Annotated in this window: 22 protein-coding genes and 1 pseudogene; 12 read left to right on the top strand and 11 right to left on the bottom strand. The window is 68.3% G+C overall.

The features are described 5' to 3' along the window. Positions 1–24 precede the first annotated feature (24 nt). Positions 25–828 (top strand): transglutaminase family protein, encoded by an 804-nt coding sequence (locus tag ROSELON_RS15615; RefSeq protein WP_025313241.1) that lies wholly within the window; start codon positions 25–27, stop codon positions 826–828. 39 nt (positions 829–867) lie between these two features. Continuing rightward, a complete protein-coding gene (locus tag ROSELON_RS15620) occupies positions 868–1,608 on the top strand; it encodes a proteasome-type protease (RefSeq protein WP_025313242.1) in 741 nt (246 codons plus the stop codon). A gap of 157 nt (positions 1,609–1,765) precedes the next feature. On the opposite strand, the gene ROSELON_RS15625 is transcribed toward ROSELON_RS15620, so the two are convergent. After that, complete coding sequence (locus ROSELON_RS15625; RefSeq protein ID WP_025313243.1) at positions 1,766–2,929, bottom strand: FAD-dependent oxidoreductase; 1,164 nt, start codon at positions 2,927–2,929, stop codon at positions 1,766–1,768. A 94-nt stretch (positions 2,930–3,023) separates the two neighbouring features. Then, positions 3,024–3,446, bottom strand: a complete 423-nt coding sequence (gene dksA, locus ROSELON_RS15630) for an RNA polymerase-binding protein DksA (RefSeq protein ID WP_025313244.1) — start codon at positions 3,444–3,446, stop codon at positions 3,024–3,026. A gap of 274 nt (positions 3,447–3,720) precedes the next feature. On the opposite strand from dksA, the gene ROSELON_RS15635 reads away from it, so the two are divergent. From ROSELON_RS15635 to ROSELON_RS15670, 9 genes and pseudogenes are all read left to right on the top strand, one after another. Continuing rightward, positions 3,721–4,560, top strand: a complete 840-nt coding sequence (locus ROSELON_RS15635) for an AAA family ATPase (RefSeq protein WP_025313245.1) — start codon at positions 3,721–3,723, stop codon at positions 4,558–4,560. Positions 4,561–4,678: 118 nt separating this feature from the next. Next, complete coding sequence (locus ROSELON_RS15640; protein WP_025313246.1) at positions 4,679–5,128, top strand: GNAT family N-acetyltransferase; 450 nt, start codon at positions 4,679–4,681, stop codon at positions 5,126–5,128. A gap of 85 nt (positions 5,129–5,213) precedes the next feature. After that, positions 5,214–6,535: pseudogene (locus tag ROSELON_RS15645) on the top strand (DUF2927 domain-containing protein). Between the two features lie 29 nt (positions 6,536–6,564). Next, complete coding sequence (locus ROSELON_RS18485; RefSeq protein WP_198020768.1) at positions 6,565–6,726, top strand: hypothetical protein; 162 nt, start codon at positions 6,565–6,567, stop codon at positions 6,724–6,726. A 39-nt stretch (positions 6,727–6,765) separates the two neighbouring features. Then, complete coding sequence (locus ROSELON_RS15650) at positions 6,766–7,950, top strand: vWA domain-containing protein (protein ID WP_025313247.1); 1,185 nt, start codon at positions 6,766–6,768, stop codon at positions 7,948–7,950. Then, entirely contained in the window at positions 7,947–8,327 is a 381-nt protein-coding gene (locus tag ROSELON_RS15655) for a hypothetical protein (protein ID WP_051508431.1), read from the top strand. The genes ROSELON_RS15650 and ROSELON_RS15655 overlap by 4 nt, the downstream gene beginning before the upstream one ends. Further along, positions 8,324–8,986, top strand: coding sequence for a DedA family protein (locus ROSELON_RS15660; protein ID WP_025313249.1), 663 nt, complete (start codon positions 8,324–8,326; stop codon positions 8,984–8,986). The genes ROSELON_RS15655 and ROSELON_RS15660 overlap by 4 nt, the downstream gene beginning before the upstream one ends. A gap of 5 nt (positions 8,987–8,991) precedes the next feature. After that, a complete protein-coding gene (locus ROSELON_RS15665; protein ID WP_025313250.1) occupies positions 8,992–10,137 on the top strand; it encodes a M24 family metallopeptidase in 1,146 nt (381 codons plus the stop codon). Positions 10,138–10,183: 46 nt separating this feature from the next. Next, complete coding sequence (locus tag ROSELON_RS15670; protein WP_025313251.1) at positions 10,184–10,882, top strand: M48 family metallopeptidase; 699 nt, start codon at positions 10,184–10,186, stop codon at positions 10,880–10,882. Between the two features lie 52 nt (positions 10,883–10,934). Here the strand turns inward: ROSELON_RS15670 and ROSELON_RS15675 are convergent, their stop codons facing one another. The 9 genes from ROSELON_RS15675 to ROSELON_RS15715 form a co-directional block, all read right to left on the bottom strand. Next, on the bottom strand, positions 10,935–11,492 hold the full coding sequence (locus tag ROSELON_RS15675; RefSeq protein ID WP_025313252.1) for an RSP_2648 family PIN domain-containing protein: 558 nt from the start codon (positions 11,490–11,492) through the stop codon (positions 10,935–10,937). Further along, complete coding sequence (locus ROSELON_RS15680) at positions 11,489–12,691, bottom strand: RSP_2647 family RNA methyltransferase (RefSeq protein WP_025313253.1); 1,203 nt, start codon at positions 12,689–12,691, stop codon at positions 11,489–11,491. Before ROSELON_RS15680 ends, ROSELON_RS15675 begins: the two co-directional genes overlap by 4 nt. Positions 12,692–12,729: 38 nt before the next feature. Further along, positions 12,730–13,335: a DUF6778 family protein gene (locus ROSELON_RS15685; RefSeq protein ID WP_025313254.1), complete on the bottom strand. Its 606-nt coding sequence runs from the start codon at positions 13,333–13,335 to the stop codon at positions 12,730–12,732. A 180-nt stretch (positions 13,336–13,515) separates the two neighbouring features. Next, positions 13,516–14,313, bottom strand: coding sequence for an HpcH/HpaI aldolase family protein (locus ROSELON_RS15690; RefSeq protein WP_245605366.1), 798 nt, complete (start codon positions 14,311–14,313; stop codon positions 13,516–13,518). Positions 14,314–14,350: 37 nt separating this feature from the next. After that, positions 14,351–15,409, bottom strand: a complete 1,059-nt coding sequence (locus ROSELON_RS15695; RefSeq protein WP_025313256.1) for a FliM/FliN family flagellar motor switch protein — start codon at positions 15,407–15,409, stop codon at positions 14,351–14,353. A gap of 72 nt (positions 15,410–15,481) precedes the next feature. Continuing rightward, complete coding sequence (locus tag ROSELON_RS15700; RefSeq protein WP_025313257.1) at positions 15,482–18,166, bottom strand: ATP-binding protein; 2,685 nt, start codon at positions 18,164–18,166, stop codon at positions 15,482–15,484. 1 nt (position 18,167) lies between these two features. After that, positions 18,168–18,455: a hypothetical protein gene (locus tag ROSELON_RS15705; protein WP_025313258.1), complete on the bottom strand. Its 288-nt coding sequence runs from the start codon at positions 18,453–18,455 to the stop codon at positions 18,168–18,170. A gap of 9 nt (positions 18,456–18,464) precedes the next feature. Next, positions 18,465–18,872 carry a response regulator transcription factor gene (locus tag ROSELON_RS15710; RefSeq protein WP_025313259.1) on the bottom strand — a complete coding sequence of 136 codons (408 nt, stop codon included), beginning with the start codon at positions 18,870–18,872 and terminating at the stop codon, positions 18,465–18,467. A gap of 92 nt (positions 18,873–18,964) precedes the next feature. Beyond that, the gene (locus ROSELON_RS15715; protein ID WP_084613833.1) at positions 18,965–20,272 is read right to left on the bottom strand and encodes a helix-turn-helix domain-containing protein; all 1,308 of its coding nucleotides are present in this window, start codon (positions 20,270–20,272) and stop codon (positions 18,965–18,967) included. Positions 20,273–20,451: 179 nt separating this feature from the next. On the opposite strand from ROSELON_RS15715, the gene acs reads away from it, so the two are divergent. Next, on the top strand, positions 20,452–22,401 hold the full coding sequence (acs, locus tag ROSELON_RS15720) for an acetate--CoA ligase (protein WP_025313260.1): 1,950 nt from the start codon (positions 20,452–20,454) through the stop codon (positions 22,399–22,401). Positions 22,402–22,412: the final 11 nt, after the last annotated feature.

Consider the following 22,412-nt stretch of genomic DNA (forward strand, 5'->3'; position numbering starts at 1 on the left):
ACCGCCGCGCCGACAAGGGGGCCCATGCGACTTCGGATCGAACACACCACGACCTATGATTTCGACCAGCCGGTGCATTACGGGCTGCAACAGCTGCGGCTGACACCCAAAAGCCGCGCCGGCCAGGCCGTGGTCACCTGGGCCATGTCGATCGAGGGCGGCTCCGTTCAGACCGAGTTCAACGACCACCACCAGAACCGCGTCAGCCTGATCGCCTTCGACACGGACGCGACATCGGTCGAGGTGCGCTGCGCGGGCGAGGTCGAAACCGCCGATATGCACGGGGTGGTCGGCAAGCATGCCGGGTTCGCCCCGCTGTGGTTCTTTCAGAAATCCACCGAGCTGACCCGCGCCGGCCCGAACGTGCGCCGCCTGGCCAAGGGGCTGCGCGACGAGGTGGCCGAGGACCTGCCGCGCCTGCATGCCCTGTCGGCCCGGATCATCGAGGAGGTGCCCTATGAGATCGGCACCACCCATGCCGCCACCAGCGCCGAGGACGCGATCGAGAATGGCGGCGGCGTCTGCCAGGATCACGCCCATATCTTCGTGGCCGCGGCCCGCGCCCTGGGCTACCCGGCGCGCTATGTCTCGGGCTACCTGATGATGACGGACCGTATCCACCAGGATGCCAGCCACGCCTGGGCCGAGGCCCATGTCGACGGGCTGGGCTGGGTCGGGTTCGACGTCTCGAACGGCTATAGCCCCGACCCGCGCTATGTGCGCGTGGCCACGGGCCTCGACTACCGCGATGCGGCCCCGATTTCCGGGATGCATTTTGGCGGTGCGGGCGAGGCAATGGCCATCGACATCATCGTGCAACAGCAGTAGGCCGATCCGGCGACACCCGACAGACGAGGCGACAAAGCGATGACCTATTGCGTGGGGCTCAAGCTCGACCGGGGATTGGTCTGCATGTCCGACACCCGCACCAATGCGGGCGTGGACAATATCAGCGTGTTCCGAAAGATGTTCATTTGGGAGACGCCGGGCGAACGCTCGATCACGCTGATGACGGCGGGCAACCTGGCCACCACGCAGGCGGTGGTCAGCCTGCTGAACGAGCGCGCCAAACCCGCCGAGGACCGCGGCGCACCCTCGATCCTCGAGGCCGCGTCGATGTTCCAGGTGGCCAAGCTGGTCGGCGCGACCCTGCGCGAGGTGATCGCCGATCAGTCGGGCATCGAGGGGCCACAGGCCGACAGCCCGTTTTCCGCGACCCTGATCCTGGCCGGTCAGGTGCGCGGCGGCGAGCCGCGGCTGTTCCTGATCTACCCCGAGGGCAATTTCGTCGAAGCCGCCGATGACACGCCGTTCTTCCAGATCGGTGAAACGAAATACGGCAAACCCATCCTGGTGCGTGCCTTCGACCCGCGGATGGGCTTTGAGGAGGCGGTGAAGCTCTTGATGCTCAGCTTCGATTCGACGCTGAAGGCGAACCTGTCGGTCGGCCTGCCGCTGGATCTGCACATCTATCCCGCCGACGGCTTTCAAACCGGTCTTGTGCGTCGGATCGAACGCGACGATGCGTTTTTCGACAGCCTGTCCTCGGGCTGGGGCGAGGCGCTGCGCAAGGCCTTCGGACAGTTGCCGGATTACGACCTGAGCTAGGCGATGTCGCCCACCCGAGGCGACGGACCCGTGAGGTCCTGTGTCGCCCGCCGACGCGGGCGGGCGTTTTTTGTTTCGCCCGCTGACGCGGGCGCCGGGGCGAGGGGGCGCTGCCCCCTCGCGCTCCCCCGGCATATTTGAAGGATAAAGAGTCAGATCAGGCAGTCACATCGTGATCGTGGACCCAGGCAAAGCGCCGGGTCACCGCATGGGGCGCGGCACGGGCGGCGAGACGCAAGGCGCTGTGGGCGGCAAAGCGCAGCGGGCCGGGACGCAGGTGATAATTGGCGGCGTTGTCGGTCGCCGCCTCGACGATCCGGGCGGTCCGGTCGCGGCGCAGCGCCTGATAGCGGGTCAGCGCCGTCTCGATATCGGTGTCTTCGGACAGGCAGCGCGCCAGGGTCCAGGCATCTTCCAGCGCCATGTTCGCGCCCTGTGCAAGAAACGGCAGCGTCGGATGGGCCGCATCGCCCAGCAAGACCAGGCCGCCACCATGCCAGGTGACCGCCACCGGATGCCGGAACAGGCCCCAGAGGTTCACCTGCTCGGCCCGTGCCAGGAGGTCGGTCACCTCGGGGCAGAAATCGGAAAAGGCACGACGCAGGTTGACGGGATCATCGGTGTGGTGCCACCCCTCGGCGGCCCAGGCATCGCGTTCCTCGACGGCGACGATGTTGATCAGCCGGCCCTGGCGCAGTGGGTAGCGCACCAGATGACGGCCCGGCCCCATGAAGACATGCGCCTCGGGCGCAAGGCTGCCATCCTGCGCAATGGTGGCCCGCCACGCGACCTGCCCGGTGAAAAACGGCCGCGTGCGCGGGTTGAGAGCCTTGCGCGCGGGTGAATGCAACCCGTCGGCGGCGATGGCAAGGCTGTGGACCTCCTCGCGGCCGTCCGCCAACGTGATCCGCGCGCCCGGCCCTTCGGGTGTGGCGGCGGTGACGCGGGTGTTCAGCCGCAGGGTGACACCGGCGGCTTGCGCGGCCCTTGCCAGCACCTCGACCAGATCGGCGCGATGCACGAAATGCCACGGCTTGGCGGCGTCACGCAACGGCATCGAGAACACCTCGGCCCCGCGTCGAAAGTCGCGCAGGCGCACGGCACGCGACCGCGGCGCCTGCTCGGCCACGGCCTCGGCCACCCCGAGCGCGTCAAGCACGACCCAGCCGTTGGGGCTGATCTGGATGCCGGCCCCGACCTCGGTGATCTCGGGGGCCTGTTCCAGCACGGTGACCTGCGCGCCCCGCTGCGCCAGGGCGAGGCTGACCGCCAACCCGCCGATGCCACCGCCCAGAACCGTCACCTCTTGCCCGATCAGCATGTTTGCCCTGCCCCACGTAAATCCGAAAAAAGGGCGCCCCGTTGCCGGGGCGCCCCTCGTGTCTTATGCCTGCTGTCCGGCGGATGCCGCGCGGTCAGTCGTCGCGATGGACCTTTTCGCGGCGCTCGTGACGCTCCTGCGCCTCGAGGCTCATGGTCGCGATCGGGCGCGCATCCAGACGTTTCAGCGAAATCGGCTCGCCCGTGACCTCGCAATAGCCGTATTCGCCCTCGTCGATCCGGCGCAGCGCCGAGTCGATCTTGGCGATCAGCTTGCGCTGGCGGTCGCGGGTGCGCAGCTCCAGCGCGCGGTCGGTTTCCTCCGAGGCACGATCGGCCACGTCGGGAATGTTGCGCGTGCCATCCTGCAAGGTCTCGACGGTCGAGCGGCTTTCATCCAGCAACTCGGCCTTCCAGTTTTCCAGTTTGCGGCGGAAGTATTCGAGCTGACGCTCGTTCATGAACGGTTCGTCCTCGGCGGGACGGTAATCTTCCGGCAGAAAGATCTCGGCTTTCATCTTGCTCCCCTCGACGGGGCCGGGTTCGATCTCAGACACCCTATCCTGTCCTTTCCGGCCACCCGCCGCCCGATTACCCGAGTGGCACGGCCTTGTCACCTCCTAAAGCGGGCGTGGGAAAAAGGAAACCGCCCGCCCCCTTGCACCGGGCCCCATGTTTCGCCATTGCCACGCCGATGCCCTGATTTGCATCAAGGCACGCCATGCGAGCGGCTGGACTTCGCCGCGCAGCCCGCCTAGGTCGAGTAGGCAGAGCGACAGAACGGGGGCACCGATGCGGTTCGAAGGCACGTCAGACTACGTTGCAACCGAGGATCTGACCGTCGCGGTCAATGCGGCGGTCACGCTGGAACGGCCGCTTTTGGTCAAGGGCGAACCGGGCACCGGCAAGACCGAACTGGCGCGGCAGGTGGCGACCTCGCTGGGGCTGCCGATCATCGAATGGCACATCAAGTCGACGACGCGCGCCCAGCAGGGCCTGTACGAATACGACGCCGTCAGCCGGTTGCGCGACAGCCAGTTGGGCGACGAACGCGTCCACGACGTGAAGAATTACATCCGCAAGGGCAAGCTGTGGGAAGCCTTCGTATCACAGGGCAAATCCGTCCTGCTGATCGACGAGATCGACAAGGCCGATATCGAGTTCCCGAACGACCTGTTGCAGGAACTCGACCGGATGGAATTCTTCGTTTACGAAACCGGCGAGACCATCCGCGCCGCGACGCGTCCCATCGTCATCATCACTTCGAACAACGAAAAGGAACTGCCCGACGCCTTCTTGCGGCGCTGTTTCTTTCACTACATCCGCTTTCCGGACATGGACGTGATGAAACAGATCGTCGAGGTGCATTTTCCCGGCATCAAGCAGCAGCTTCTGACCACCGCGCTGACGCAATTCTACGAGATCCGCGAGCAGCAGGGGTTGAAGAAAAAGCCCTCGACCTCCGAGGTGCTGGACTGGCTGAAACTGTTGCTGGTCGAGGATCTGCCCCCCGAGGACCTGCGCCGCGACGGGGCCAGTGCGCTGCCGAAACTGCACGGGGCGCTGCTCAAGAACGAACAGGACGTCGCCCTGTTCGAGCGGCTCGCCTTCATGGCCCGCCGCCAGAGATAGAGCGTTGTGGCAACACCAGCCCATGGCGATCTGAAATCGGCTGGCCCCTGTCCCGAATCCTGCCATAATCATCGCTCAAGCTCGGCGAGAACCGGGCACGAGATGCAAGGCAGGCAGTGTGACAGACGCCATCGACATCCGGCCGCTTGTGGCAGAGGACCGCGCGGCCTGGGACCCGCTTTGGCGGGCCTATCTCGCGTTTTATGAAACGGAGCGTGCCGCGACGGTCTTTGACACGACTTTTGCCCGTTACATCGACCCCGGCCACGACGACATGCGGGCGTGGCTGGCATGGCGGGGTCCGGCGGCGGTCGGTCTGGTCCATGCCATCGTGCATGCCCATGGCTGGCAGGTGGCGCCGGTGACCTACCTGCAGGACCTGTACGTGACCCCCGAGACCCGCGGCACCGGGCTGGGCCGCCGGTTGATCGAAACCGTCTATGCCGACGCGGATGCCAATGGCCGCGCCTCGGTCTACTGGATGACGAACATGGGCAACGCCACGGCCCGTCGCCTCTACGACCGGATCGGCTTGGCGACCGATTTCATGAAATACACGCGGAGGTGACACGATGACGGTTTCCCGCTCCCGGGGCAGGCCCCGCACCCTTGCGGTTCTTGCGCTGCTCTCGGCGACCGCCATCGCGGGCTGCATGCCTGGGGGCGCGTCCCGAACCGAGGTCTCGGCCCGCCATGACGCGGCCCTTCCGCAGGACTTGCCGGCGATGAACCGGTTCGGACCGGCCCGTACCACACCGCCCGCGCGCGCCAATGCCGAGATCGCGGCCGATTTCCTCGACCTGTCCTTTGTCATGGAATCGGGTCGCGCCATAGACCGGCTCAGCCGCTTCGAAGGCCCGATCACCGTCGCCGTCGCGCCGGGCGCGCCGGCCACGTTGGGGGGACCGTCGACCGCCTTCTGGCCCGTCTGCGCGCCGAGGCCGGGATCGACATCCGCCGTATTCCGGTCGCCGACGGACCGGCGGGCATCTCGATCGAGACGCTGCCGCGCGCGCGCATGCAACGCGTGGTGCCGCAAGCGGCCTGTTTCGTGGTGCCGCGCGTCAGTTCCTGGGCCGAGTTCCGCCGCGCCCGCGCCGGCGGGAGACTGGACTGGACAACCCTGCAAACGCGCGACCGCGTGGCCGTCTTCATCCCCTCGGACGTGGCACCGCAGGAAATCCGCGATTGCCTGCACGAAGAGGTCTCGCAAGCGCTGGGGCCGCTGAACGACCTCTATCGCCTGCCCGATTCCGTCTTCAACGACGACAATTTCAATGCCGTGCTGACCGGCTTCGACATGCTGATCCTGCGCGCCTATTACGATGACGCGCTGCAATCGGGGATGACGCGGGCGCAGGTGGCCGATCGCCTGCCCGCCATCCTGTCGCGCCTGAACCCGCGCGGCGACGGGCGCGGCGCCCGCCCCGTCAGCGCCACGCCCCGCAGCTGGATCGACGCCATCGAGACCGCGCTTGGGCCGGGCAGCTCGGATCGGGCCCGCATCGAGGCCGCCGAACGCGCCGTGACCATCGCGCGCAACGCGAACTGGTCGGACGGGCGGCTGGCCTTTTCCTATTTCGCATTGGGGCGGCTGACCCTTTCGAGCAGCGTGGAAACCTCGGTCGCGTCCTTTCAGCGGGCCGCCGGCATCTACGACCGCATCGCGCCCGGCGACATTCAGGCGGCCCATGTCGACATGCAACTGGCCGCCTTCGCCCTGTCTTCGGGTCGTGCGGACGAGGCGCTGCGCCTGACGGGGGCCGCCCTGCCCGCCGCGACCGCCGCGCAGAACGCCGCGCTGCTCTCGACCTTGCTGATGATCCGCGCCGAGGCGCTGGAACAGGTCGGCCGCGCCTCCGAGGCGCGCTCGGTCCGCCTCGACAGTCTGGCCTGGGGCCGCTATGGCTTCGGCAGCGGGGCGGCGGTGGGTGCCCGGCTGACCGAGGTGGCGGCGCTGTCGCCCGGCGGGTAAGGCAGGCGAGACGGAGGAACACGGGGAACATGCTGAACCTCATCGGGGCGGCTTTGGGGCTGGTCCTTGGCGGCTTGATCGCCTGGCGGCGCAAGGGCAACCGGCTGGACATCGCGCAATATGCCGCCGTCTTCACCATCATCGGCTTCTTGCTGGGCACCGTCGCGATGTTGCTGATGCCCGCGCCCTGAGCGGTTGCAGTTTCGGCCCCGCTGCTCCTAGATAGGGGCATGTTCCTGCCCTTCTTCGAAACCCTGCGCGCGGCGCGCATCCCGGTCAGCTTGCGCGAATACCTGTCTTTCCTCGAAGGCATGTCCAAGGGGCTGGTGACCTATGACGTGGACGGGTTCTATTACCTCGCCCGCGCCGCGATGGTGAAGGACGAGCGCCATCTCGACCGGTTCGACCAGGCCTTTGCCCATACCTTCGGCGGGCTCGAGCAGATCACGGCGGATGACGTGCTGGAGGCGACCGAGATCCCCCGCGAATGGCTGGAAAAACTTGCTGAAAAGCACCTGACCGAGGAAGAGCGCGCCGAGATCGCGGCGCTTGGCGGCTTCGACAAGCTGATGGAGACGCTGCGCGAACGCCTCAAGGAACAGCAGGGCCGCCATCAAGGTGGCAACAAGTGGATCGGCACCGCCGGCACCTCGCCCTTCGGCGCCTATGGCTACAACCCCGAGGGCGTGCGCATCGGCCAGCACGAAAGCCGCCACCGCCGCGCGGTCAAGGTCTGGGACAAGCGCGAGTTCAAGAACCTCGACGGCGACGTGGAACTGGGCACGCGCAACATCAAGGTGGCGCTCAAGCGCCTGCGCCAATGGGCGCGCGACGGCGCGGCCGAGGAACTGGACCTCGATGGCACGATCCGGGCCACGGCGGAACATGGCTATCTCGACGTGAAAACCCGCCCCGAGCGGCGCAACGCGGTCAAGGTGATCCTGTTTCTGGATGTCGGCGGGTCGATGGACGACCATATCCGCGTGGTCGAAGAGTTGTTCAGTGCCGCCCGCGCCGAGTTCAAGCACCTGGAATACTACTATTTTCACAACTGCCTGTACGAGTCCGTCTGGCGCGACAATCGCCGCCGCTGGAACGAACAGATCCCGACCCACGAGGTGATGAACACCTACGGGTCCGACTACAAATGCATCTTCGTGGGCGATGCCTCGATGTCGCCCTACGAGATCGCCTTCGCCGGCGGCGCGAACGAGCATTGGAACGAGGAAGCGGGACAAGTCTGGCTGGAACGCGCGCGCACGCAATGGCCCGACCATCTGTGGATCAACCCGGTGCCCGAGCGACATTGGAAATTCACCCAGTCGATCGGCATGATCGACCAGATCTTCGAGGGCCGCATGGTGCCCATGACGCTGGAAGGCATCGACCGCGGCATGCGCGAGTTGGGCCGGTGAGTCGCGACCGCCCGCGCGCGTTGCCCTATCTCTGGGCGCATCATCGCCCCGCCGTCATCGCCTTTGGCCTGGCGCTGGCGGTGGCCGTCTTCTTCCTGATCCGGCTGGTGGTGCATACGATCTACTGGGCCGATCCGGCGCATCGCGACCAGCCGCTGGAGGGGTGGATGACGCCGGGCTATGTGGCCCGCTCCTACCAGGTCGACGGCGAGGTCCTGCGTGACGCCATCGGCCTTGCGCCGCGCACCGTCCCCGAGGGGCGTCCGACGCTCAGCCGGATCGCCGCGGCGCGGGGCATTCCGCTCGAGCAACTGGTCGCCGAGATCGAAGCCGCCCTGGTGGCCGCAGGCGCCGGCCCGCCGAGGCGGCGCGAATGACCGAGGATATCCTCGCCCTCGTGCCGGTCTACGGGCTGGTCGTGCTGGCCGTGGGCACGTTCCTGTCCTGCCTCGCCCTGCCGGTGCCCAGTTCGCTGCTGATGCTGTCGGCCGGGGGGTTCGCCGTTTCGGGCGATCTGGTCTTGTGGCAGGCCGCTGCCGCCGCATTGACGGGCGCGATCCTGGGCGATCAGCTCGGCTATCAGATCGGGCGGGCCGGCGGGCGCTATGCGGCCCGCGCCAGCCGGTCGCCGCGCCGCGCGCACCTGATGGAAAAGGCCCGGCGCCAGATCATCGACAACGGCGGGTGGGCGGTGTTCTTCAGCCGCTGGCTGGTTTCGCCGCTGGGACCTTACGTGAATTTCGCCGCCGGGGCCGCAGGGTTGCGCTGGCTCCGCTTTACCCGCGCCAGCGTGGCGGGCGAAATCGTCTGGGTCTCGGTTTATGTCGGACTGGGCGCGCTCTTTGCCGATGACATCGTGGCGCTTGGCCAGTTGCTGGGTGACGTGACGGGCCTGTTGGCTGCACTGGCCGCCTTGGCGGTGCTCGGCCTGTGGCTGCGCGCCGCCCTGCGCCAGCGCGACAAGCTGCGCCCGGGCCCGATCCGCCAACGGGCAAGGGCGGCCATTGCCCAGGTCACAAACCGCCGCAAGGAGTGACCGGAATGCCCAATTTCCCCCCAGAGGAGTTCGACACGCGCCGCAGCCGCGCCTGCGCGGCCCTGCGCGTGGCAGATCTGGATGCGATCGTGCTCTTTGCGCCCGAAAGCCAGTATTGGCTGACCGGTTATGACACGTTCGGCTTTGCGATGTTCCAGGCCATGGTGCTGGATGCAGATGGCGGCATTGACCTGCTGACCCGCCTGCCCGATCTGCGACAGGCACAGAACACCTCGATCCTGTCGACCGAGTGCATTCACGTTTGGCCCGAGGTCGAGGGCGCGGACCCCGCGCGCGATCTGGCCGCGCTGCTGACCCGGCGCGGGCTGGCGGGCAGGCGCATCGGGGTCGAGACGCGCACCGCCGGGCTGACCCATCACGCGGGGCAACGGCTGGACGCCGCCCTGCCCGGCCTGATCGAGGCCAGCGACCTGATCCCGGCGCTGCGGCGCGTGAAATCCCCGGCTGAGCTGGCCTGCATCCGCCGCGCCGCCAGCCTGTCGGATGCCGCACTGGACGCCGCGTTGGCCACGACCGGCCCCGGTGCCTTCGAGGGGGAGATCCACGCCGCCATGCAGGGGGCGATCCTGTCGGCGGGGGGCGAGCCCGCGGCCAACGAGACAATCATCGGATCGGGCGCCAACGCCTTGCTGTGCCGGTCGTTTGCCGGGCGGCGTGTGCTGGACGACACCGACCAGCTGACACTGGAATGGTCAGGCTCGTGGATGCGCTATCACGCGGCGATGATGCGCACCCTGGTGATCGGCACACCCAACGCAGCGCAGCGGCGGATGCATGCGGCGGCGGTCGAGGCGCTGGAGGCCTGCGAAGCCGCCCTGGTTCCCGGCCGGCCGATGGCCGATGTGTTCGAGGCCCATGCCCGGGTGTTCGACGCGCATGGACTGCACGCGGCACGCCTTCAGGCCTGCGGCTACCATATGGGCATTGCCTATGCCCCGATCTGGGTGGAATTCCCCATGTTCCATGCGGGCAACCCCCTGCTGCTGGAGGCCGGGAACGCCGTGTTTCTGCACATGATCCTGATGGACAGCGCGTCGGGCCTGGCCGTGACACTGGGGCATTCCCTGATCCTGGGCGCCACCGGTCCCGAGCGGCTGTCGCGCCATGACACCGCGTTGATCCAGCTGTGAGCGATGGGCCATTGCCCGACCGGGTCCTGCGCCCCATATCTGGCACATGTTGAAGCTGACACCGATCCTTCTAGCCATCCTTTACGCGCTGGCGATGTACCAGTTCTCGGCCTGGCGCACGCGCCGCGAGTTGGATGCCAAATCGACCGAACTGGCCGATGCGCGGCTCAAGGCGTTGACCGACCGCATGGCCGAGGCGGTGGGCGTCGATCGCATCCCCGTCAACATCTACGAGGTGCCCGTCGTGAACGGGCTGGCCGCGCCCGACGGGCGGATTTTCCTGACCCGCGGGTTCTACGACCGATATCGCAGCGGCGAGGTCAGCGCCGAGGAACTGGCCAGTGTCATCGCCCACGAGATGGGGCATGTGGCTCTGGGGCATTCGCGGCGGCGGATGATCGACTTTTCCGGCCAGAACGCGGTGCGCGTGGTGCTGGCCGGCGTGCTGGGCCGCCTGATCCCCGGCGTCGGTGTCTGGGTGGCCAATGCCATCGCCTCGCTTCTGGCCGCGCGCCTCAGCCGTCAGGACGAGTACGAGGCGGATGCCTATGCCTCGGCGCTGCTGACCAAATCCGGCATTGGCACGGCCCCGCAGAAAGCGCTGTTCGAAAAGCTCGAACACCTGACGGGCATGGCCGGGCGCGGCACGCCCGCCTGGCTGATGAGCCACCCCAGGACCGAGGATCGCATCGCCGCCATCGAGGCGATGGAGGCCCGCTGGCGCAGCGAATTGCCGAGCGAGTGACTTGGGGGCGCTGCCCCCAAACCCCCGGCATATTTCAAGGATAAAGATGGGGTCAGGGGCGCGCCAGGGCCTTGGCCAGGCGCGGCAGGCGGGCGCGTTTCAGCAAGGCACGCAGGGGCAAATCTTCCTCGGCCAGACGCTCGGCCTCGGCATGGGTGTCGTGGACCGCCGCGCGCACGATGTCACCTTGGGCCTCCAAGGCATTCAGCAGCATCGTATCGGGATGCAGGGCGATCAGGTCGAACACCTCCAACTCGCGCGTCGGAAAATCGCGCATGTTCAGCGTCACGATGGCGGCGGCCCCGCCGGCGCGGGCCGTGGCCAGAACGTGGATATCGCCGGGATCGGGCAGCCAGAGGGGGGCTTCGTCTTCGGGCGCGTGCCGGATCTCGGCCTGGGGGAACGCCGCGCGCAGGCGGGCGATCTCGCCCCGCGCCAGCAATTCGTCCGCAGGCCCGCCCTGTTTCAGCGCGGTTCGCGTCCATTCCTCGAGCAGGCGCGGCGACACCAGAGGCGTGAACAGGCCGCGCCGCGCACAGCCGAGCAGGATCTGCCGCAACACGGTGGGGTAAAGGACGCAGGCATCCAGCACGTAGGCCGGCGCGCTCATGGCATCAGCCGGAAGGCCAGCGCCTTGAGATAGCCGGTCTCGGTCAGGCTGGGATGCTGCGGGTGGTCGGGCCCGGCAAAGCCCGTGTAGATCAGCCGCGGGTCACGCCCCGCCCGCCCGATGCCCCGCAGACAGGCCATGCGGAACTTGGACAGATCGGCCGCGTGCGAGCAGGAACACAGGATCAACGTGCCCCCCGGCGCCACCAGGTCGGCGGCCAGGCGCGCCACCCGCTCATAGGCGCGCAACCCTTGTTGCAGCGCCTGTTTCGACGGCGCAAAGGCGGGCGGGTCGCAGATCACGAGGTCGAACTGCGCGCCCTCGGCCTGCAGCGCGGCCATCACGTCGAAGGCATCGCCCAGCCGGGTCGAGAACCGCTCTGCCACCCCCGACAGCGCCGCCCCCTGCCCCGCCAGAGCCAGCGCCGCGTCCGAGGCATCGACCGCGACAGCGCTCTCGGCCCCTTGCGCGAGGCAGGCGAGGGCGAAGCCGCCCACATGGGAAAACACGTCCAGCACCCGCGCGCCCCGTGCAAGCGACGCGGCAAAGGCGTGGTTCGGCCGCTGATCGTAGAACAGCCCCGTCTTCTGCCCGCCCATGACATCGGCGGCATAGGTCGCGCCGGTCATCGGCACCGGGATCGGGCCATCGGGCGCGTGGCCTGCCAGGACCTGCGTCTCGTCGGGCAGCCCCTCGGCCGCGCGGGCGCGGGCGGTGCCGTTCTTGATGAGGGTCGCCGCCCCGGTCAGATCCGACAGGATCGACACGAGATCCTGCAGGCGATCCTCCAGCCAGATGGCGTTGGGCTGCAGCACCAGCGTGTCGCCGAAACGATCCACGATCAGGCCGGGCAGGCCGTCCCCCTCGGCATGGACCAGGCGGTAATAGGGCGCATCATACAGGCGCGCACGCAGGTCCAGCGCGCCGGCCAGCCGGGCGCGCAGCCAGTCTGCGTCGATGCGGGCGGCCGGGTCGCGGTCGAGCAGGCGCAGGCCGATGCGCGCCTCGATCGTCGCGACGCCGACGCCCAGAGGCTGGCGCTCGGCGTCTTCGAGGATGGCGAGCGCCCCCGGCGCGAGTTTGCGCGCACGGCGGTCGAGCACCAGGTCGTCGGACCAGGCCCAGGGATGACCATGGCGGATGCGGCGGGCGTCGGCCTTGGGTTTCAGGCGCAGAACGGGAAAAAGGGGCGCAGTCATGCGCCCCCCATACCGCCGTCGCGGGGTTTGCGAAAGGGTCAGCTGCCGATCGCGCCCAGCATCGTTTGCGGGAACTCGGCCTGCACCCATTGTTGCAGCCGCTCGGTGATGCGGACCCGCTGGGTGATGCCCTGCGCCTCGGCATTGACGGCCTGCTGGCCGCCATAGGCGCGGAAGGTCAGGTCGACCGCGCGCGGGCCCGAGAGAATCTGGCCGGTTTCGGCATTCGCGATGGTCACGATGAACTCGATCTCATGCTCGCCGCCGATCGTGTAGCGCGCCCGCTCGGTCAGCGCGTGGAACCGCGTCACCTCCAGACGGATCAAGACCGGGATATCGCCCTGCATCGGGGCAAGGGCGGGCTCGAGCGCGGCCTGCATCAAGGCCTGCACCTGCGCGCGGCGGTTGCCGGGCGCATCCTCGCGCCAGACGATATCGGCGCGCGGCTTGATCGCATGCGCCTCGGACACGCTCAGGCTGTCGGGAACCGAGACAACCAGTTGGGCAAAGCCCCAGTTCTGGGTCGGCACCTCGATCACCGGACCAAGGTCGAGGCCGGCGTTTCGCGTCACGTCGCCGGTCGTGGTCACACAGCCCGTCAGCACCATCGCGGCACCAAGGGCAAGGGCGGGAAAACTGCGCATCTTGAACACTGCTCGTCCCCTTTCATGAGGTTCTTTCGGGTCTGCCGGATGGGGTTCCCGGACAGAACCAAAGATCGCGCCCAAGCACGGCCAAAACGGGGTCGAAACCGCGCATCGGCGGGGAATTACATGGGAAAAACCAAGGCGCAATCATGGCCGTTTCGCGGCCAGAACATCAGATCAGACCAGGGCGCGGATGCCGGCCACCGCCGACCTGGCCCCTTGCAGCATCCAGCCATGCTCGGAGGCGATGAAAAAGCACCCAAAGCCATGGCGCTCGGACAGCGCCGTGGCGGCGGCCACATCCGGCACGAAGGTTGCGCACCCCAGCCCCGCGGCCTGCGCCGCCGCCGCGACACGGGCCTGCGCGGCCTGCAATTCGGGGCTGTCCTGCGTCTCCTTGCCATAGCCCACCGACAGGTCGGCCGGCCCCAGAAACAGGGCGTCGATCCCGGCGGTGGCAGCAATCTCCTCGACCGCGTCGACCGCCTCGGGGTCTTCGATCTGGGCGAAGACGACCGTTTCGTCGCGCGAGCGGGCCAGAAGCTCGGGCATCGGGCGTGTGGCGAACCCCGCCCAGCGCGTCGATCCGGCATAGCCGCGCCCGCCCGGCCCGAAGCGCGCCAGCCGCGCCACCCGCACCGCGCCCTCGGCCGAGGTGACATGCGGCACCACGACCCCCACCGCCCCCAGATCGAGCGCCGCCCCGATCTGCGCGGCCTCGGCCGAGGCAACGCGTACCAGCAGCGGGAAATCGGCCGCCCGCGCCAGCGCGGCGCAGACGTTCATCGAGCTGCGGTCGAAGGGGGCGTGTTCGGCATCGAGGCAGACGAAATCCAGCCCCGACAGGATCAGAACCTCCAGCACATCGACGACAGGCGTCTTCATGAAGGTGCCGGCCAAGGGGGTGCCCGCGCGGACCCGCGTTCTGAAATCCGGAATACCCATGCGCCCAATCCCCCCTGCGGCACCATCCATGGCGACCTTGGCCAAGGGGGGCGCGCTTTGCAATGGGTCACGCGCCACCCGCCACCTCGGGGGGGTGCGCCAGCGCGGAGGGCGTTGCCTCGGCTGGTGCGGGGCCTTGGGCCGCGGCGGCGGCGGGGTTGGGCGGCGGCGCAGCCTCGCGCGGCGCGTCCGGCGGCGCATCGACGGCGCCCTCCCCCGATTGCGCGACCCGCAGCGCCCGCCGCCCGCCGATCTGCCCCAAGGCCCCGCGCAGGATCACGGCACCGTCGGGGGTTTCCAGGGTCACGGCAGACAGGTCGGAGCGGTCGAAGACCAGAACATCGCCCGGCGACAGCGCCTCGACCTCGCCCAAGGGACGCGTCAGGCGCAGAAGCACCGCCTCCAGCGGCAGGGGCGCGTCCGACAGCGCTGCGGCCACCCGATCCTGCCAGCCCGGCGGCACCGGCGCTTGGTCCTGCGGCGCGTCGCCCCGTGCCACCTGGGGGGATATGGCCGGCAAAAGCAGCACGATGCGCCCCTGCCGCCCGCCGTCATCGCCCAGTTTCAGATCGGCTGCCACGAGGTGATAGGGCCCCGTGGGCAACAGCAGCGTGATCCGGTCACGATCCTCGATCAGGGCGCCATAGGCCATGCGCTCGGGCCAGTCGCGCCCGGTCAGGTCGGCGGCCTCCTGCGCGAAGGCCGCCAGCACAAGGTCCAGGAAATCGCGGCTCAACACCTCGTCGATGCGCGTGACGCGGCGCGGCGGCAACGCGCTGCTCTCGACCCGGCCGGTCGTCTGAACCTCGATCAACGCGTCCAGCGCCCCGTGATCCAGCCCCAGAAGGCCGCGCGCGCCCGCCCCATCCTCGAGCGCGGCGACAAGGCCCGTCTGCGGCACGCCCGCGATCCCGTCCTCTAGCGTGCGGTCGAGATCGACCGACAGGCCCGCGACTGACAGGTGCAGCCCCGCGAACGGGCCCGCCGCGTGGCGCAAGGCGCGCTCCCACGCCCGCTCCACCCCCGGGACGAGGTCGGGGGGCGCGGGGCGCTGTGCGCGATGGGCCGCCAGGATGCGCGGCAGCGCGGGGCGAAACCCGTCGGGGGGAAGGCTGGTGTCGCTCAAGAGAAACCCGGGCGTGTTACGGTGATCGGCATGGTTCCTTCGGGGTATGCCACAGCGAGGGTTAACAAAGCCTCAAGCCGCCTTGAGAGCGCGCGCAGGCAGCCGCACGCGGAACCGCGTGCCCGCGCCCGTCGGCACATAGGCCAGATCGCCACCCAGCCGGGCCATGATCTCGCGGCTGATCGCCAGGCCCAGGCCCGCCCCCGGCGCGCCCTTGGCGGTGTCGAGCCGCGCGAATTTTTCGAAGATCAGGGCCTGTTGGCGCGGTGGAATCCCCGAGCCGTTGTCGGCGAACTCGATCTCGACCTGCCGGCCACGCGCGGCAACCGTGATCGTCAGTTCGGGCCTGTCCGCGTCACAGTATTTCTGCGCGTTGGAGATGAGGTTGATGAACACCTGCGCCAGCCGGTCGGCATCGGTCCACAGCGCGACATCCTCGGCCAGCGCCGTGCGGCGGATCGCGATCCGCCCGCCTTCCTCGAGGGCGCCCGCGGCATAGACCGCCCGGTCGAGGATATCGCCCAGCCGCGCCTCGCCCTCGTTCAGGCTGACCCGGCCATTCTCGAGAACGGAGAGATCCAGCAAATCGTCCAGCAGTCGCGTCAGGCGCAGGCTCTCGTCATGGATGATGCGCGAAAACCGCGCCCGCGCGGCATCATCGACCGGATCGGCCTGCATCAGGATCTCGGAAAACGACCGGATCGAGGTCATCGGCGTTCGCAGTTCATGGCTGATCTGGCTGAGAAAGGCATCCTTCTGCACCGACAATTCGGTCAGCTTCTGGTTGACCTCGCGCAGGCGCTCGGCGGTCTGGGCCAGCTCGGCCGATTTCGCCTCGAGCTGGCTGGAATACTCCATGATCTGCGCGGTCTCGTCGGCCACCGCCAGCAGGTCGCGCACCGAAACGCTGGCCCCGCCGGTGATCTGGGCCACCATGGCATGGGCCGTCGCCGCACCCACCGACCCGGCCAGTTCCCGCTCGAGCCGTTCGAGGAATTCGGCATCCGGTTCGGGCATGGCGCCGCCGCGCCCCTGGGTCAAAGCCACCTCCTGAAACAGCCGCCCCGCCCGTTGGGTCCCGAGGATCCGCTGCGCCATGATGAGCAGATCGTCGGTCGTGCCCGCCGCGCCGCGCCAGCCCAGGAGCGCGCGGGAATGGTCGTAGACATTGACGAACTGCGCGCCCTGCAACCGCTCCAGCGGGCTGGGAAACGAAAACAGCGAGCCCAGGATGAACAGCAGCGTGTTGGTGCCCAGAGACAGGATCATCGCCGTCAACAGGCTGTCGGTCGCCTGCAGGCCCAGGGGCGTCGCCGGGCTGAGCCAGCCGATGCCGAACGGCCCCTCGGCCAGCATCGCCGGGATCAGGCCGCCGGTCTCGGCCATGTTGGGGATCAAGAGCAGCCAGGCCCAGATCGCGAACCCCGTCCCGATACCCAGCGCCGCGCCGACCCGCGTCGCCCCCCGCCACAGGATGCCCCCCAAAAGCGCCGGCAGCACCTGCGCCACGCCCAGAAAGGCAATCAGGCCGATATCGGCCAGCGCCGCGGCCCCGCCGGACAGGCGGTAATACCCCAGCCCCAGGAACAACACCCCCGCGATGGACAGCCGCCGCGCGGTCAGGGCGGCGCGACGCATGTCGCCCGCGCTCGGCCCCTCGGCCCGCGCAAACCGCAGCCAGAGCGGCATGATGATATGGTTCGACACCATCGTCGACAGCGCCAGCGCGGCCACGATCACCATCGAGGTCGCCGCCGAGAACCCGCCCAGGAACACCAAAAGCGCCAGCCCGTCGCGGCCCAGCCCCAGGGGTACGGTCAGAACGAACAGGTCGGGATTGTCCCCCGCGCTTGGCAAATCCAGACCGATCACCGCGATGGGCACGACGAACAGGCTGATCAGCATCAGATAGAGCGGAAACGCCCAGCCCGCCGTCGCCAGGTGCCGCTCGTCCGAGTTTTCGACCACCAGCACCTGAAACATGCGCGGCAGACACAGGATCGCCGCCGCCGCCAGCGCCGTGATGCCGACCCAGCGCGCGCCGTTCCAACTGGCGTCGATCACCGGGCTGGCCTCGATCCGGGCCAGCATGTCGGCGGGCCCGTCCGCCACGCCCCAGACGACGAAAACGCCCAACGCCAGCAATGCGAACAGCTTGACGATCGCCTCCAGCGCGATGGCCGAAACCAGGCCGGGATGACGTTCGTTGACATCCAACGAGCGGGTGCCGAACACGATGGTGAACAGCGCCAGCCCCGCCGCGACCCAGACCGCCGTCGCCTCGGCATCGGGCCCGCCGACCCCGCCCGAACGGGCAAAGACCGAGAACGACAGGGTCACCGATTGCAATTGCAGCGCGATATAGGGGGTCGTGCCCACCACGGCGAGCAGCGTCACCATCGCCGCCAGCCCCCCCGACTTGCCGTAGCGGCTGGAAATCATGTCGGCGATCGAGGTGATGCGCTGCGCCCGCCCGATGCGGACCATCTTGCGCAACAGCCAGAACCAGCCGATGAAGACCAGCGTCGGCCCCAGATAGATCGTCAGAAACTCCAACCCCGACCGCGCGGCCGAGCCCACCGCGCCGTAAAACGTCCATGCGGTGGTGTAGATCGACAGGCTCAGCGTATAGGTGAAGGGTGAATTCAGCCAGCGCGCCTTGCCCTCGGCGGCGCGTTTCTCGGCCCAGAAGGCCACGGCGAACAGCCCCGCGACATAGAGCACGCAGACCGCGACAAGGCCGTTGAAGCTCAGCATGTCAGCGCTCCGGCGCGGCGGCCGACGGCCTTGGGGCGATCTCCTCCTCCGGAATGTCGCGCATCAAGGCCCGGTTGATCAGATAGGTGCCGCCGATCAATCCCGCCCAGACGGCAAAGAAATAGACCAGCCACGCGTCCAGCCCGGCCGCCGCCGTCTGCTCGGCCTCGGAGCGGATGAAGACCGGCCCGAACAGCAGCACCGCCCCCAGAACGGGCAACAGCCGCGCCGCATCCTGCAGCCGATTGTGCCGATAGGTGCGCCGTTCCAGGAAAAGCCGCCGTGCCATGCCGCGCCCTCAGGCCCCGCCGCCAGACTGCGCCGCCCGCACCGCGCTGGGAGAGATGACCAGAGCATTCACCGTCTCGACCAGTTCGGCATTGGAAAAGGGCTTGGTCAGAAAGGCGTTCGCGCCCAGCGACATGGCCTGGTCGCGATCCTTGGTCTGGCCCTTGGCGGTCAGCATCAGCACCGGCAGATCGCGCGTGGCCGGATTGGCGCGCAGATCGCGCAGGATATCCAGCCCCGACCGTCCGGGCAGCATCACGTCCAGCACGATGACGTCGGGGGCGACGCGGGCGACCTCGGCCATGGCGGTTTCACCCTTGCCATGGCCCTGCACATCCCACCCGTCCCGCGACAGCAGGAACCCGATGGCCTCAAGGATGTTGGCCTCGTCCTCGATCAGAAGAATGCGCTTGCCCAAATGAGCCGGACCTCCCCTCGGCCGGTCCGGTCAGTCTGCAAAATGCCGCGTGATTAGGCAATGCCCATCCGGGGGGCCAGTCCGGGGGGCCTTCAGCGGCGCGCCAGACAGGCGTCGCGCGGGCAGAGCTGACAGCCGGGCCCGGCCGGGATCGCGGCGGCGCCGTCCTCGGGGACGGCCGGCGCGATCAGCATCGTGGCCTGCATGACGGGCGCGCGGCCGAACCCCGTCTGCGCCACGGGTTGCGCCACCGACCAGGTGTCGAACACCCCGCCCTGCGGCAGAGAGAGCCGCGCCGCCTCGGGGTGGCCGGGGCGGGCCAGCACCGCGTAAAGCGGCCAGAGCGGGCATCCCGGCCCGAAACGCGGGATCGAGAAGGACGCCAGCCGCCGGCGGAACAGCAACGCGCCCGCCGCGTCGCAGACCGCAAGCCCGTAATCGGGCACACCCGCCTCGGGCGGCAGGCTGGCCAGCCGGCGCAGAACCAGCGCCACATCCCCCTGCCCCAGCCTCAGCATGCGGCCCGGGTCGAACCCCGCCTCGCGCGCGGCGGGCTGGATCACGTCCAGTGGCAGGCGGGCGGCATCCTGCGCGTAGCGCGCCAGCATCTCGTGCGCCAAGGCGCGGCTGGCGGCATCCTCCATGCCGGCGGCGCGCTCGACGACGCCGGCGATCCCGTCGGCGCCATGGGCCTCGATCTCGGGGAAGTGATGCCCCGCCGCCTCGAACAGGGCTTCGACCGTCTCGATCGGGGTCGAGCTTGGGCCGGGCCCCTCGGATTCCGGGGCCTCGAAATGCGCCAGGATCGACGTGGCACGCAGCGACAGGCGCTCGGCCTCTTCGTGCAGGTTGCGATGGAATCGCCCGCGCCAGGCGGCGTCCAGATCGGGCTCGCGCGCCAGGATATCCGCGGTCGAGCGGATCGCCGCCACCGAGGACAGCACCTCGTGCATCGCCTCGGCCAGTGCCGGATCATGGCCCAGACGGTCGCGCAGCCCCTCGGCCACCGCCTCCAGCCCCGAGATGCGCTTGTGCTGGGCCGCGATCAGCCCCGTCCAACCGGGAAAGCGCGCGGCCAGCTCGTCGATGCGCTCGGCCTCGGGGGTCACGCCGCCCAAGGCCGAGCGCGTGTCGCGCGCCGCCGCCTGCAGCGTGTCATAAAGCGTCGCATCGGCCCCTTCCGACAGGGCCGCCGGTTCGACATCCAGCGCCCGCGCCAGCGCATTCAGCAGCTTGCCGCCGATATTGCGCCGGTTGTGTTCGATGAGATTGAGATACGAGGCGGAAATGCCCACGGCCTCGGCCAGCGCGGCCTGTTTCATCCCCCGCGCCAGGCGACGTTCGCGAATCCGGTTGCCGGTCATCTCCGCGCGGCGCACCCCGTCGGGCAATCCGGCCATGTGATCCCTCCCAAGTGTGGCAGGGGCAGGTTAACAGGCTTTACAACTTCAGCAAAGATTTTACAGCGCCGCGCGCCCCGGGCAAGAGGCTTGCCTCACCGGCAGCGATGCGAAACACTCGCCCCGACGGCCGAACCGGGGAGGGTTCGGTTGCCCATCAGACATGAAGGGGAGGACCCATGCCAAACGACTTGACGCCCCCGTCCGACGCATTCGCGAAATCCGCCCATATCGACGCGGAAACCTATGAAAAGATGTATGCCGCCTCGGTCGCCGACCCCGAGGCCTTCTGGGCCGAGCATGGCCAGCGCGTCGATTGGATCAAACCCTTCACGGTGGTCAGATCCACCAGCTTCGCCCCCGGCAATATCGACATCAAATGGTTCGAGGACGGCACCCTGAACGTCGCCGCCAACTGCATCGACCGCCACCTGGCCACGCGGGCCGATCAGACCGCGATCATCTGGGAACCGGACGACCCGAACGATGCCGCCAAGCATATCACCTATGCCGAGTTGCACCGCGAGACGTGCAAGATGGCCAATATCCTAGAGGATATGGGCGTGCGCAAGGGCGACCGGGTGGTCATCTACCTGCCCATGATCCCCGAGGCCGCCTATGCCATGCTGGCCTGCGCACGGATCGGCGCGATCCATTCGATCGTCTTCGCCGGGTTCTCGCCCGATGCGCTGGGGGCGCGGATCAACGGCTGTGACGCCAAGGTGCTGATCACCGCCGATTACGCCCCGCGCGGCGGGCGGCAGACGCCGCTGAAATCCAATGCGGATGCGGCCCTGCTGAACGTGCTGCATGACTGCAAGGTGCTGGTGGTGCGCCGTACCGGCGGGCAGATCACCTGGATGGAGGGGCGCGACCACGACTATGCCGAACTGCGCCTCGAGGCCGACGATCACACCCCCGCTGCCGAAATGGCGGCCGAGGACCCGCTCTTCATCCTGTATACCTCGGGCTCGACCGGGCAGCCCAAGGGCGTGGTGCATACCACGGGGGGCTACCTCGTCTATGCCTCGATGACCCATGCCTACACGTTCGACTACCACGATGGCGACATCTTCTGGTGCACCGCCGATGTGGGTTGGGTCACCGGGCACAGCTATATCGTCTACGGCCCGCTGGCCAATGGCGCCACGACCCTGATGTTCGAGGGCGTGCCGACCTACCCCGATGCCGGCCGCTTCTGGGCCGTTTGCGAAAAGCACAAGGTCAACCAGTTCTACACCGCCCCCACCGCGATCCGGGCGCTGATGGGACAGGGCGACGAGTTCGTCACGAAATATGACCTGTCGGACCTGAAACTGCTGGGCTCGGTCGGCGAGCCGATCAACCCCGAGGCATGGAACTGGTACAACACGGTCGTCGGCGGCGGCCGCTGCCCCATCGTCGACACCTGGTGGCAGACCGAGACCGGCGGCCACCTGATCACCCCCCTGCCCGGCGCGATCGCCACCAAACCCGGCAGCGCCACCAAACCCTTCTTCGGCGTGCAGCCGGTGGTCCTCGATGCGCATTCCGGTACCGAGATCACCTCGACCGAGGCCGAGGGCGTGCTCTGCCTCAAGGACAGCTGGCCTGGCCAGATGCGCACGGTCTGGGGCGATCACGAGCGCTTCGAGAAAACCTATTTCAGCGACTACAAGGGCTACTATTTTTCGGGCGACGGCTGCCGCCGCGACGCCGATGGCTATTACTGGATCACCGGCCGCGTCGATGACGTGATCAACGTGTCCGGTCACCGCATGGGCACCGCCGAGGTCGAAAGCGCCCTTGTCGCCCATGCCAAGGTCGCCGAGGCCGCCGTCGTCGGCTACCCCCACCAGATCAAGGGGCAAGGCATCTATGCCTATGTCACCCTGATGAACGGGGTCGAGCCCTCGGACGATCTGCGCAAGGAGCTGGAAAGCTGGGTCCGCACCGAGATCGGCCCCATCGCCAAGCCCGACCTGATCCAATGGGCGCCGGGCCTGCCCAAGACGCGCTCGGGCAAGATCATGCGCCGCATCCTGCGCAAGATCGCCGAGAACGACTATGGCGCGCTTGGCGACACCTCGACACTCGCCGACCCGTCGGTGGTGGATAACCTGATCGAGAACCGCGCAAACAAGGGCTGATGCCGGCGGGG

This window comes from Roseibacterium elongatum DSM 19469, from assembly GCF_000590925.1.
Taxonomy (GTDB): domain Bacteria; phylum Pseudomonadota; class Alphaproteobacteria; order Rhodobacterales; family Rhodobacteraceae; genus Roseibacterium; species Roseibacterium elongatum.